Annotated in this window: 9 protein-coding genes; all 9 read left to right on the forward strand. The window is 72.5% G+C overall.

Features of this window, described 5'->3' with window-relative positions:
* Positions 1–342: 342 nt before the first annotated feature.
* The 9 genes from IF88_RS0131400 to IF88_RS0131440 all read left to right on the forward strand — a co-directional run bounded on the left by IF88_RS0131400 (position 343) and on the right by IF88_RS0131440 (position 12,470).
* On the forward strand, positions 343–2,013 hold the full coding sequence (locus tag IF88_RS0131400) for a CTP synthase (protein WP_030720074.1): 1,671 nt from the start codon (positions 343–345) through the stop codon (positions 2,011–2,013).
* A 76-nt stretch (positions 2,014–2,089) separates the two neighbouring features.
* Complete coding sequence (locus tag IF88_RS0131405) at positions 2,090–2,743, forward strand: NUDIX domain-containing protein (RefSeq protein WP_234323763.1); 654 nt, start codon at positions 2,090–2,092, stop codon at positions 2,741–2,743.
* 318 nt (positions 2,744–3,061) lie between these two features.
* Positions 3,062–5,026 carry a tetratricopeptide repeat protein gene (locus IF88_RS0131410; protein ID WP_051837892.1) on the forward strand — a complete coding sequence of 655 codons (1,965 nt, stop codon included), beginning with the start codon at positions 3,062–3,064 and terminating at the stop codon, positions 5,024–5,026.
* Positions 5,027–5,178: 152 nt separating this feature from the next.
* Positions 5,179–6,294 carry an alanine dehydrogenase gene (ald, locus tag IF88_RS0131415; RefSeq protein ID WP_030720084.1) on the forward strand — a complete coding sequence of 372 codons (1,116 nt, stop codon included), beginning with the start codon at positions 5,179–5,181 and terminating at the stop codon, positions 6,292–6,294.
* Between the two features lie 368 nt (positions 6,295–6,662).
* Complete coding sequence (locus IF88_RS0131420) at positions 6,663–7,781, forward strand: ParA family protein (protein ID WP_030720087.1); 1,119 nt, start codon at positions 6,663–6,665, stop codon at positions 7,779–7,781.
* Entirely contained in the window at positions 7,766–8,305 is a 540-nt protein-coding gene (locus tag IF88_RS0131425; RefSeq protein ID WP_199808163.1) for a hypothetical protein, read from the forward strand. The genes IF88_RS0131420 and IF88_RS0131425 overlap by 16 nt, the downstream gene beginning before the upstream one ends.
* Before the next feature lie 933 nt (positions 8,306–9,238).
* A complete protein-coding gene (locus tag IF88_RS0131430) occupies positions 9,239–10,420 on the forward strand; it encodes a segregation and condensation protein A (RefSeq protein ID WP_078893266.1) in 1,182 nt (393 codons plus the stop codon).
* The gene (gene scpB, locus IF88_RS0131435) at positions 10,417–11,052 is read left to right on the forward strand and encodes an SMC-Scp complex subunit ScpB (protein WP_030720093.1); all 636 of its coding nucleotides are present in this window, start codon (positions 10,417–10,419) and stop codon (positions 11,050–11,052) included. The genes IF88_RS0131430 and scpB overlap by 4 nt, the downstream gene beginning before the upstream one ends.
* Positions 11,052–12,470 (forward strand): pseudouridine synthase, encoded by a 1,419-nt coding sequence (locus IF88_RS0131440; protein WP_030720096.1) that lies wholly within the window; start codon positions 11,052–11,054, stop codon positions 12,468–12,470. The genes scpB and IF88_RS0131440 overlap by 1 nt, the downstream gene beginning before the upstream one ends.
* The last annotated feature ends 23 nt before the right edge of the window (positions 12,471–12,493 follow it).

Raw genomic sequence — 12,493 nt, forward strand, 5'->3', positions numbered from 1 at the left:
ACGGACTGCCCGGCGGTGATGTTCGCAATATCCGAGCAGGATATGACGTGCACCCTAGTGATCTCCTTAAGCCCCGGAAGAATGCGGCTGGGCCGAACGGGTGAGCAGGCGCCGCACCGGCCCGGCGCACTTCGGCGCCCTGCTACCGGCCGCTGACGCCGCGTGGCCGGAGGCGGACCGGCCCGGGCGCTGATAGGCTGGTACCCCGTGGACCGGTGGTCTGCCTGTGCGAATCAGGAGCCCCGAAACCGCAGCTTCGGCGCCCCCAGAGACCCTTCCGGATCGACGGTGGCCGGCGCCGGACGCACCTCACCTCGCGACCACGGGAGCCCCCTCTTGGCGATGCCGCCCGCTGCTTTTCGAAACAGCACAGCCATGACGACCAAGCACATCTTCGTCACCGGGGGTGTCGCTTCCTCCCTCGGCAAGGGCCTGACGGCCTCCAGCCTGGGTGCGCTGCTGAAGGCGCGCGGTCTTCGGGTCACGATGCAGAAGCTCGACCCGTACCTGAACGTCGACCCGGGCACCATGAACCCGTTCCAGCACGGTGAGGTGTTCGTCACCAACGACGGCGCCGAGACCGACCTGGACATCGGACACTACGAGCGCTTCCTCGACGTCGACCTCGACGGCTCGGCCAACGTCACCACCGGCCAGGTCTACTCGCAGGTCATCGCCAAGGAGCGGCGCGGCGAGTACCTCGGTGACACCGTGCAGGTCATCCCGCACATCACCAACGAGATCAAGCACCGCATCCGCCGCATGGCGACCGAGGACGTCGACGTCGTCATCACCGAGGTCGGCGGCACCGTCGGCGACATCGAGTCGCTGCCGTTCCTGGAGACCGTCCGACAGGTCCGCCACGAGGTCGGCCGCGACAACGTCTTCGTCGTGCACATCTCGCTGCTGCCCTACATCGGCCCCTCCGGCGAGCTGAAGACCAAGCCGACCCAGCACTCGGTCGCGGCCCTGCGCAACATCGGCATCCAGCCCGACGCGATCGTGCTGCGCGCCGACCGCGAGGTCCCGACCTCCATCAAGCGCAAGATCTCGCTGATGTGCGACGTGGACGAGGCGGCCGTGGTCGCGGCCATCGACGCCAAGTCGATCTACGACATCCCGAAGGTGCTGCACACCGAGGGCCTGGACGCGTACGTCGTGCGCAAGCTCGACCTGCCCTTCCGCGACGTCGACTGGACGGTGTGGGAGGACCTGCTGGACCGCGTCCACAACCCCGACCACGAGGTCAAGGTCGCGCTCGTCGGCAAGTACATCGACCTGCCCGACGCCTACCTGTCGGTGACCGAGGCGCTGCGCGCCGGCGGTTTCGCCAACAAGGCCCGGGTCGAGATCAAGTGGGTGGCCTCCGACGACTGCAAGACCCCGGCGGGCGCCGCGGCGCAGCTGGCCGACGTGGACGCGGTCTGCGTGCCCGGCGGCTTCGGCGACCGCGGTGTCAACGGCAAGGTCGGCGCGATCACCTACGCCCGCGAGAACAAGATCCCGCTCCTCGGCCTGTGCCTGGGCCTGCAGTGCGTGGTCATCGAGGCGGCGCGGAACCTGGCGGGCATCGAGGACGCCAACTCCACGGAGTTCGACGCCTCCACCCCGCACCCCGTCATCTCGACCATGGAGGAGCAGCTGGCCTTCGTCGAGGGCGCGGGCGACCTGGGCGGCACCATGCGTCTGGGCATGTACCCGGCGAAGCTCGCCGAGGGCTCGATCGTCCGTGAGGTCTACGGCGACCAGGCGTACGTCGACGAGCGCCACCGCCACCGCTACGAGGTCAACAACTCCTACCGCGGCGAACTGGAGAAGAAGGCGGGCCTCGTCTTCTCCGGCACCTCCCCGGACAACAAGCTCGTCGAGTACGTCGAGTACCCGCGCGAGGTGCACCCCTACCTGGTGGCCACCCAGGCCCACCCGGAGCTGCGCTCGCGCCCCACGCGCCCGCACCCGCTGTTCGCGGGCCTGGTCAAGGCCGCCGTGGAGCGGCAGCAGTCCGCGAAGTGAGCGCCTAACCGCATAACGTAGACAGCCGGGGCACGGATCGTGCCCCGGCTGTCGCGTTCTCGGGAAGGTATCGGCCATGGCCATGGGCAACGACATCGGAAACGACATCGTGGACACACCGGAGTCGTGGGAGGTCGTCGCCTCGCGCACCCCGTTCGAGGGCGCGAAGACCTCCGTCAAATCGGACCAGGTCCGGATGCCGGACCGCGCGGTGGTGCGCCGCGACTACCAGGTGCACCCCGGCTCGGTGTGCGTGCTGGCCCTCGACGAGCAGCAGCGGGTGCTGGTCCTGCGGCAGTTCCGGCACCCCGTGCGGCACCGGCTGTGGGAGCTGCCGGCGGGGCTGCTGGACGTGGCGGGGGAGAACCCGCTGCACGCGGCGCAGCGGGAGCTGTACGAGGAGGCGCACGTCAGGGCGGAGGACTGGCGGGTGCTGGCCGACTTCTTCACCTCCCCGGGAGGGTCGGACGAGGCGGTACGGGTCTTCCTGGCGCGGGACCTCGCAGAGGCGGAGGGGGAGCGGTACGTGGTCTCCGACGAGGAGGCGGACATGGAGATCGCCCGTGTTCCGCTCGGTGACCTGGTACGCGGGATCCTCGCCGGTGAGCTGGGCAATCCCGGGCTGGTGACGGGCGTCCTGGCCCTTTCCGCCGCGCTGGCCTCCGAGGGCGGCATCGAAGCCCTCCGCCCGGCCCTGGCCCCCTGGCGGGCCCGCCCGTACGAGGCGTAGCCCGCGCCGCCACTGCCGGGGCCGGCCCCGGACCCCGGTCCTCAAGCGCCGGACGGGCTGAAAGATCGCCTCGAACGCCGGCGGTGCTGGATTTTTCAGCCCCGCCGGCGTTTGAGGCGCGGGGTCCGGGGCGGAGCCCCTGGGGCACCTCCCAGCGGTAGCCGGGGGACTCGCCGGGGCCGAGTCCGCGCGAGCGGCGCGTGAAAAAAGAGGACCATCCGCTGATCCGATTGGGGGATTTGCCCGCCGCGCTCCACACGGGTCGTCGCTCTGCGTGAACTACGCTCGCCATCCGAAGGCAGTGAGAGGAGCGGATCCGTGACGGATTTCGTCGGGCGGCGGCGTGAGCTCAAGGAGCTGCGCGAGGACATCGCGCGGACCGGGCTCGACACCCTCTCCGGCCGGAAGGCCAAGGCGCCCCGGGCGAGGGTGCTGCTCGTCGCCGGACGGCCGGGCTCCGGGCGGACGGCCCTCGCCGAGGAGTTCGTGCGCGAGGTGGCGCACGAGTACCCCGACGGGGTGCTCCGCACCCGGCTCGTCCTCCCCGGAGGGGAGACGGTGGACACCGAACGCGCCGTCAGGGGCCTGTTGGAAGGGCTCGGGCTGCCCACCCCGCCCGGAGCCGGCGAGGACGAGCTGAGCTCGGCCCTGCGCACCGCGCTCAACGGCCGGCGGGTGATCATCCTGGTCGACGACGCCGCTGATCCGCACCAGGTCGACGCCCTGCTGCCGGACACCCCCGAGTGCCTCGTCGTGGTCACCTCCGAGGGGCCCCTCACGGGGATTCCGGACGTGCGGCCCTGCACCCTCGGCGGGCTCGACACGCCCTCCGCCGTGGAGCTGCTCGCCCGGCACATCGGCGACACCCGCGTCACCGCCGACCCCCGGGCCGCCGACGCCCTCGCCGAGGAGTGCGGGGGCCAGCCCGCCGCGCTCGGCCTCGTCGGCGGGTGGCTCGCCGCCCGGCCCAAGGCCTCCGTCGCCGATGTGGCCAAGCAGCTGCACGAGATGCCGGGCCTCGCCGGCGGCCCGCTCGCCCGGTGTTTCCGGCTCGTCTACGAGTCCCTGCCGCAGCCCGCCCAGCGGACCCTGCGGCTGCTGCCGCTGGCCCCGGCCGGCCTCGTCGACTCGCACACCACCTCCGCCCTCGCCGGCTGCTCCGTGGCCGCGGCCCAGGCCACGCTGGACGATTTCGCCGGGCTGGGACTCGTACAGGGCGCGCATGACGGACTGTTCCTGCTGCCCGGCTGCCTCGCACCCATGCTGCAGGCCCTGCTGGAGGCCAAGGAGCGGCCCGCCGAGGTCCAGCTGGCCCGGGCCCGGATGCTGGAGCGCACGGTCCGGCTGCTGCACTCCTGCGGGGCGATGGCCTCGGCGGACGAGGAGGAGGTCCGGGAGGTGCTGGACGGCCTGCCGCGCGCCCTGCGGTTCCCGGACCGGCGGGCCGCCGCCACCTGGCTGGACACCCGGCTGCCCGCGCTCTCCGCGGCCGCCTCGCTGGCCGTGGCCGACGGGGAGCTGGACACCCTGGCCCGCCGGCTGGTCGCCGCCCTCGTGCGGGCCCTGGCGGAGCACCGGGGCACCGCCGGGGCCGCCCCGGAGCTGTACGGGCTGCACCGGCTGGTCCTGGACGTGGCAGAACGCCGCGGCCTGCACCGGGAGCAGGCCGCCGCGCTGCTGAACCTGGCCGATCTGGACGCCGAGACCGGCCGGACCCACGAGGCCCTGGAGCGCTACCGGGCCGCGCTGGTCGCGGGAAAGGCCGCCGGGGACCCGTACGCGACCGGCCGCGCGATGGAATCCGTAGGCGGCGCGTACCAGGAGCTGGCGGACTGGCACCGGGCCGCCGACTGGTTCGGCCGGGCCCTTTCCCAGGCCCTCGCGCGGGGGGAGCGCGCGGACGAGGCCCGGCTGTACGGGCGGCTGGGGAACGTGCACACGTACGCGGGCCGGTACGGGGACGCGCTGCGCAGCTGGCGGGCGGCCGCCGCGGGCTACCGGAAACTGGCCGATGTGCCGGGGCAGGCAAAGGCGTTGAGCGAGATGGCGCGGGTCCAGGAGTACGCGGGACGGCCCGAGGAATCGCTGCACACCTGCCGGGAGGCGGTGGAGCTCGCGCGCAGGGCCGGCGACCAGCGGCTTCAGGCCGCGCTGCAGGTCCGGCTGGCCGACACGCTGGACCGGCTGGGCGACCCCGCGGCCGCGAGGCTGCACCGCTCCGCAGCCGACAGATTGCTGGGTGACGACCCCGCAGCCTGCGAAATCCGCAGTGATATCGACTGAGATTATTTGTTTGCAAGGCTAGACAGCGCGTCGTCCTTCATTAGACTGGCTTCACCACGACATCCCGTGGTGCATCCCGTTGCGCGTTCTTGTGGGCGGGTATGTATGGAAGTGCCCCGAAATATCCCCTGAGCCAAGGACCGTGATCGACGATGAAGGTCGGCATCCCCCGCGAGGTCAAGAACAACGAGTTCCGGGTCGCCATCACGCCCGCCGGCGTGCATGAGCTGGTCCGCAACGGCCACCAGGTCTTCATCGAGCAGAACGCCGGTGTCGGCTCCTCGATCACGGACGCCGAGTACGTCTCGGCCGGTGCGGAGATCCTCGGCACCGCCGACGAGGTCTGGGCCACCGCCGACCTGCTGCTGAAGGTCAAGGAGCCGATCGCGGAGGAGTATCACCGCCTCCGCAAGGACCAGACCCTCTTCACCTACCTGCACCTGGCGGCCTCCCGCGAGTGCACGGACGCCCTGCTGGAGTCCGGCACCACCGCCATCGCGTACGAGACGGTCGAGCTCGCCAACCGCGCGCTGCCGCTGCTCGCCCCGATGTCCGAGGTCGCGGGCCGGCTGGCCCCGCAGGTCGGCGCCTACCACCTGATGCGCTCGGCCGGCGGCCGCGGCGTCCTCCCGGGCGGTGTCCCCGGCACCCACGCCGGTGAGTGCGTGGTCATCGGCGGCGGCGTCTCCGGCTGGAACGCCGCGCAGATCGCCATCGGCATGGGCTTCCACGTGACCCTGCTCGACCGCGACATCAACAAGCTCCGCGAGGCCGACAAGATCTTCGGCACGAAGATCAAGACGATCGTCTCCAACGCCTTCGAGCTCGAGAAGGCCGTCGTCGAGGCCGACCTCGTCATCGGCGCGGTGCTGATCCCGGGTGCGAAGGCCCCGAAGCTGGTCACCAACGAGCTCGTCGCCAAGATGAAGCCCGGAAGTGTACTTGTCGACATTGCGATCGACCAGGGCGGCTGCTTCGAGGACTCCCGTCCGACCACCCACGCCGAGCCGACCTTCCAGGTCCACAACTCGGTCTTCTACTGCGTCGCCAACATGCCGGGCGCGGTGCCGAACACCTCCACCTACGCACTGACGAACGCCACGCTGCCCTACATCGTGCAGCTCGCGAACCTCGGCTGGGTCGAGGCGCTGCGCCGTGACCCCGCGCTCGCGCTGGGTCTCAACACCCATGACGGGCAGGTCGTTTACGGTCCGGTCGCCGAGGCCCACGGCCTCGAGACCCTTGAGCTGAGCACGCTCCTCGGCTGACGCGTCAACGACTGACGTCAATCTCACGTATCCGGCCGGACCTTGCCCGCAAGGTCCGGCCGGACGCGTTTGAGGCGTGTCCGGAGACCCCGCTCAACTCGCCTCGAACGTAACCCTTTAACCCTTTCGCACACCCGCGAAACTTCGCAGCGACAGCTCGCACGCCCTTGACAGAGTGGTGTTCGGTTGCCGACACATCGTGCCGGGTCCGGCGGATTGTGTTGCCGCTGAGTGGTGACACGCCATAGAGTCGCCAACCGTCGGCATGGTGCCACGCTGACCTATCGATAAGTGTCCTGGTCACGTCCGAGGAGGTAAGACGACTTGTGAATGAGTCGACATTTGCCCCTGGGGGTGGTCGAGCAGGGATGCCCGAGCGGGGCCAAGGCCCTGCCGGGCTCGAAGCCGTCGGCTCCGTCGCGGTACGCACCTTCGCAAACCACCAGCACATGACGACGCCCCAAAAGAGCATGGACGGCCTAGACGTGAACTCCAGGGCCGGCGACCTGAGCGGCGAAAAGCCCACTGGTTTCGCCGACTACGACAATGTGCCCGAAGGGCACTTCTACGACCCCGACGCGGAGTACGAACCGGACCCCGAGTACGCGGCCACCCTCGCCCCCGACGCTGCCCGCCAGCGCCGTGAGCGGATCGGCCCGACCGGACGCCCGCTCCCGTACTTCCCGATCCCGGGTCCGCTGACCGACCACGGTCCGGCGAAGATCATCGCGATGTGCAACCAGAAGGGCGGCGTGGGCAAGACCACGTCGACCATCAACCTGGGTGCCGCGCTCGCCGAGTACGGGCGCCGCGTGCTGCTCGTCGACTTCGACCCGCAGGGCGCGCTGTCCGTGGGTCTCGGCGTGAACCCGATGGAACTCGACCTGACGGTCTACAACCTGCTCATGGAGCGGGGCATGTCGGCCGACGAGGTGCTGCTCAAGACGGCGGTCCCCAACATGGACCTGCTGCCGAGCAACATCGACCTGTCCGCTGCGGAAGTGCAGTTGGTCAGTGAGGTCGCGCGCGAGTCCACCCTGCAGCGGGCCCTGAAGCCCCTGATGGCCGACTACGACTACATCGTGATCGACTGTCAGCCCTCGCTCGGTCTGCTGACCGTGAACGCCCTGACGGCGGCTCACAAGGTCATCGTCCCGCTGGAGTGCGAGTTCTTCGCGCTGCGCGGCGTGGCGCTGCTGACCGAGACCATCGAGAAGGTGCAGGAGCGGCTCAACCCCGAGCTGGAGCTCGACGGCATCCTCGCCACGATGTACGACTCCCGTACGGTGCACAGCCGTGAGGTGCTGGCGCGCGTCGTCGAGGCCTTCGACGACCACGTCTACCACACGGTCATCGGCCGCACGGTGCGCTTCCCGGAGACCACGGTCGCCGGTGAGCCGATCACGACGTACGCGTCCAACTCCGTCGGCGCCGCCGCCTACCGCCAGCTGGCCAGGGAGGTGCTCGCCCGGTGTCACGCCGAGTGAGTCTGCCCGGAGCCGACGAACTGTTCCGTACGACCGGGGGGATGGCGCTCCAGTCGTCCTCGCCGCGGCGCGGGGTCGACGAGGCACCCGTCGCGGAACACTCGGCGAGTTCGGCCGAGGGCACGGCGGGGGCGGGCCGCAGCCGGGAGGCTGAGGCCGGCACGGCGTCCGGCGGGCCCGTCGTGGGGCAGCCGCGACGACCGCAGGAAGGTTCTGTCAGCCCCGTCGGCCCGGCCGGCGGGGCGGTCGCCGCCCCGACCGGCGCGACCCGCCGGGGCAAGGGGCAGGGCCGCGGTGCGAACCGGCGGCCCAGCGGCCGTGAACGGCACGACGAGAAGATCACGGTCTACGTCTCCGCCGAGGAGCTCATGGACCTGGAACACGCGCGGCTGGTGCTGCGCGGGGAGCACGGGCTGGCCGTCGACCGCGGCCGCATCGTCCGCGAGGCGGTGGCCGTGGTCCTCGCCGACCTCGAGTCCCGCGGGGACGCGAGCATCCTGGTCCGCCGCCTGCGCGGCCGCTGACCCCCCCGGAACCCTTCCGCTCCCGCCGGGCCCGGCCCCCGCCGCCGGGACCGCGGGGCGGACCCGGAACACCGCGCCCCGGCAGGCCCCGCGCGCCGCGCCGTCGCAGGGCCGCCCGGGCCCGTGCCTCTCCGCCCAGGGACGCAGGGCAGCCGGCCACCGCGCCGCCGCCCCCGCCCCGGCACGCCGGGGGCCTCTTCGCCCCGCGATGCGGGGCAGCCGGCCACCGCGCCGCCGCCCCCCGCCCGCCCGGCAGGTCCGGTGCCTCTCCGCCCTGCGACGCGGGGCAGCCGGCCACCGCGCCGCCGCCCCCGCCCGCCCCGGTACGCCGGGGGCCTCTTCGCCCCGCGATGCGGGGCAGCCGGCCACTGCGCCGCCGCCCCCTGCCCGCCCGGCAGGTCCGGTGCCTCTCGGCCCGGCGACGCACGGCAGCCGGGCACCGCGCCGCCGCCCCCGCCCCGGCACGCCGAGGCTCCTTCGCCCCACGATGCGCGAGGGCCGGCGACGTGACCTGGTCCGGCCCGATCACCGGCCCGCGTGGTACCCCCCGGCGGCCTGGTCCACGGGGATCGCCCGGAGAGGGCCTAGGCTGCTCGTGGCCGTGTCACTCCGCCCGGCTCGCCCCTGCTGCCCCTGCGTATCACTTGGACCGCGATGCCCTTCCCCGCCGAATCCGGCCGACCGCCCCGGCGAGCGCTGGGGCGCGGCCCCCGCACACCCGGGGCGACGGACGCGGGAGTGGCCCCCGAAGCCCCAGACGCGCCCACTGCGCGCCCCGCAGCGACGAAGGGCGGGGCGGAGCCCCAGAAGACCCCCGCGGCCCCAGACGGCCCTCCAGCCCGCCAGGAGCCCCACCCCAACCCCAGCCGGCCCACCCCGCCGGAGACCCAGTCCGAGGCCACCCCCGCCGCGGGTGGGCCGGAGGGGGACACGGTGGGCCTCGCCGCAGGCGGACTGGTCGGCGGTGCCGCCGTGCCTGTCGATGGCGACGCTGTTGCCGGAGCCGGCCGGGCCGGACTCGGGGGTGCCGCAGCAGCTGCCGAGGCCGCCACCCCCGCCGCAGGCGACGACCCCGACCCCGACGCGGTCGCACCCGCCGCGGGTGGGCCGGAGGGGGACACGGTGGGCCTCGCCGCAGGCGGCTTGGCCGGCGGTGCCACCGTGCCTGCCGATGGCGACGCTGTTGCCGGAGCCGGCCGGGCCGGGCTCGGGGGTGCCGCAGCAGCTGCTGAGGCCGCCGTCCCCGCCGCGGGCGGCCCCGGGGAGGACGCACCCGCCGCGGGCGGGGCGGTCGGGGGGACCGCGGGCCCCGCTGGAGGCGAGGGGCGGTTCACGTTGCGGCTCGCCAACTTCGAGGGGCCCTTCGACCTGCTGCTCCAGCTGATCTCGCGGCACAAGCTCGACGTCACCGAGGTCGCGCTGTCCAAGGTCACCGACGAGTTCATGGCCCACATCCGGGCCATGGGGCCGGACTGGGACCTCGACCAGACCACCGAGTTCCTCGTCGTCGCCGCCACCCTCCTCGACCTGAAGGCCGCCCGGCTGCTGCCGGCGGCCGAGGTCGAGGACGAGGCGGACCTCGCCCTCCTGGAGGCCCGGGACCTGCTCTTCGCACGCCTGCTCCAGTACCGCGCGTACAAGCAGATCGCCGAGATCTTCGAGGCGCGGGCCGAGGCCGAGGGCAAGCGGTACCCGAGGACCGTCGGGCTGGAGCCGCACCACGCGGACCTGCTGCCCGAGGTCGTCATCAGCATCGGGCCCGAAGGGTTCGCCCGCCTCGCGGTCAAGGCCATGCAGCCGAAGGCCAAGCCGCAGGTGTACGTGGACCACATCCACGCGCCCCTCGTCAGCGTGCGGGAGCAGGCCGGGCTCGTGGTGCGGATGCTGAAGGCGCGCGGGGAGGCCACCTTCCAGGAGCTCACCGAGGACGCCGCCGACACCCTCACCGTCGTCGCGCGCTTCCTGGCCCTCCTGGAGCTCTACCGGGAGAAGGCGGTGGTCCTCGACCAGGAGGAGGCCCTGCGGACGCTCACCGTCCGCTGGAGCGGCGGCGACGGCGACGGCATGCCGACCGTGACCGACGAGTTCGACCAGATCGTGGAGGCGAAGGATTGAGCAGCGAAGCGACGAGCGCGGTGGCCGCGCTGGAGCTGAAGCCGGCGCTGGAAGCCGTACTCATGGTCGTGGACGAGCCCGCGACCGAGGCGCACCTCGCGAAGGTGCTGGAGCGGACCCCGCGCGAGGTCGCGGACGCGCTGCGCGAGCTCGCCGACGAGTACACGGCCGCGCGCAGGGGATTCGAGCTGCGGCTGGTCGCCGGCGGCTGGCGGTTCTACACCCGCGCGGAGTACGCCCCGGCGGTCGAGGGCTTCGTACTGGACGGCCAGCAGGCCCGGCTCACCCAGGCGGCGCTGGAGACCCTCGCGGTCGTCGCGTACCGCCAGCCGGTGAGCCGCTCGCGGGTCTCGGCGGTCCGCGGAGTCAACTGCGACGGGGTCATGCGGACCCTCCTCCAGCGCGGTCTGGTGGAGGAGGCGGGGACGGAACCCGAAACAGGTGCGATCCTATACAGGACGACGAACTACTTTCTGGAGCGGATGGGCCTGCGAGGCCTGGACGAGCTCCCGGAGCTCGCGCCCTTCCTCCCCGAGGCGGACGCGATCGAAGCCGAGACGCAAGAAGGTGTGCCGTCGTTCGATCCGGATGCTCCGGATACCGATGTAGACGACAAGACGACGGACATTTGATGCGAAGCAGCGGCAACGGCAACGGCGGCGGCAACAGGAACAGCGGCGGCGGGGGTGGCGGACGCGGCGGTAACTCCCGCGGCGGCTCCTCCTCCGGCGGCAACTCCCGCGGCGGCTCCTCCTCCGGCGGCAACTACCGCGGCGGCGGCTCCTCCGGCGGTGGCAGCTCCCGCGGTGGCTCCTCCTCGGGCGGCGCCTCCCGCGGTGGCGGCTCCCGCGGCGGCTCCACCGGAGGCGGCGGCGGTTACCGCGGCGGCAGCTCCGGCGGTGGCTACCAGGGCGGTGGCGGCTACCAGGGCGGCGGCTACCAGGGCGGCGGCTACCAGGGCGGCGGCTACCAGGGCGGTGGCTCGGACTCCCGCGACCGCGACCAGGCTCCGCCGCCGCGGATCCGCAACCCGCGCCCCGAGGAGCGCCGCTACGACGTCGGCCCCGAGGGCGAGCGCAGCGGTCGCAGCGGCCCCAAGGCCGGCGGCGGCGGTGCCCGTGGCGCGGCCGCGCGCGGTGGCGCCAAGGGCGGCCCCAAGACCTCCAAGACCCCCGGCATCGGCGGGGCCGGCGGCCCGCGCAGCGGCCCGGGCAGCCGTAGCGGCCAGTCCCGCCCGCGCGAGCTGGACGCGCGGATCGAGGAGCGCGTGCGCGACCGGTACGCCGACAAGCCCGTGATCAAGACCCCGAAGACCTTCCCGGGCGCCGAGGAGGAGGGTGAGCGTCTGCAGAAGGTGCTCGCCCGTGCCGGCATGGGCTCGCGCCGCGCCTGCGAGGAGCTCATCGAGCAGGCCCGCGTCGAGGTCAACGGCGAGATCGTGCTGGAGCAGGGCAAGCGCGTCCAGCCGAAGGACGAGATCAAGGTGGACGGCCTGACCGTCGCCACCCAGTCGTACCTGTTCTTCGCGCTGAACAAGCCCGCCGGTGTCGTCTCCACGATGGAGGACCCCGACGGCCGCCAGTGCCTCGGCGACTACGTCACCAACCGTGAGACGCGTCTCTTCCACGTCGGCCGGCTCGACACGGAGACCGAGGGCATCATCCTGCTCACCAACCACGGTGAGCTGGCCCACCGCCTCACGCACCCGAAGTACGGCGTGAAGAAGACCTACGTCGCCGCCATCACCGGCCCGCTGCCGCGTGAGATCGGCAAGCGCCTCAAGGACGGCATCGAGCTGGAGGACGGGTACGCCCGCGCCGACCACTTCCGAGTCGTCGACCAGGTCGGCAAGAACTACCTGGTCGAGGTCACCCTCCACGAGGGCCGCAAGCACATCGTCCGCCGCATGATGGCGGAGGCCGGTTTCCCGGTCGAGAAGCTCGTCCGGACCTCCTTCGGCCCGATCGAGCTCGGCGACCAGAAGTCCGGCTGGCTGCGCCGCCTGACCAACACCGAGGTCGGCATGCTGATGCGCGAGGTCGGTCTGTAGCCCGTCAGTACGCCAGTACGTCC

The sequence above is a fragment of the Streptomyces sp. NRRL F-2580 genome (genome assembly GCF_000720115.1).
In the GTDB taxonomy this organism is placed as follows: domain Bacteria; phylum Actinomycetota; class Actinomycetes; order Streptomycetales; family Streptomycetaceae; genus Streptomyces.

Bases quoted from the DNA above. Each gene is read 5' to 3' on its own strand.
- IF88_RS0131440 (WP_030720096.1), top strand. From the start codon at position 11,052: ATGCGAAGCAGCGGCAACGGCAACGGCGGCGGCAACAGGAACAGCGGC.
- IF88_RS0131400 (WP_030720074.1), top strand. From the start codon at position 343: ATGCCGCCCGCTGCTTTTCGAAACAGCACAGCCATGACGACCAAGCAC.
- IF88_RS0131420 (WP_030720087.1), top strand. From the start codon at position 6,663: ATGCCCGAGCGGGGCCAAGGCCCTGCCGGGCTCGAAGCCGTCGGCTCC.
- IF88_RS0131405 (WP_234323763.1), top strand. From the start codon at position 2,090: ATGGCCATGGGCAACGACATCGGAAACGACATCGTGGACACACCGGAG.
- ald (WP_030720084.1), top strand. From the start codon at position 5,179: ATGAAGGTCGGCATCCCCCGCGAGGTCAAGAACAACGAGTTCCGGGTC.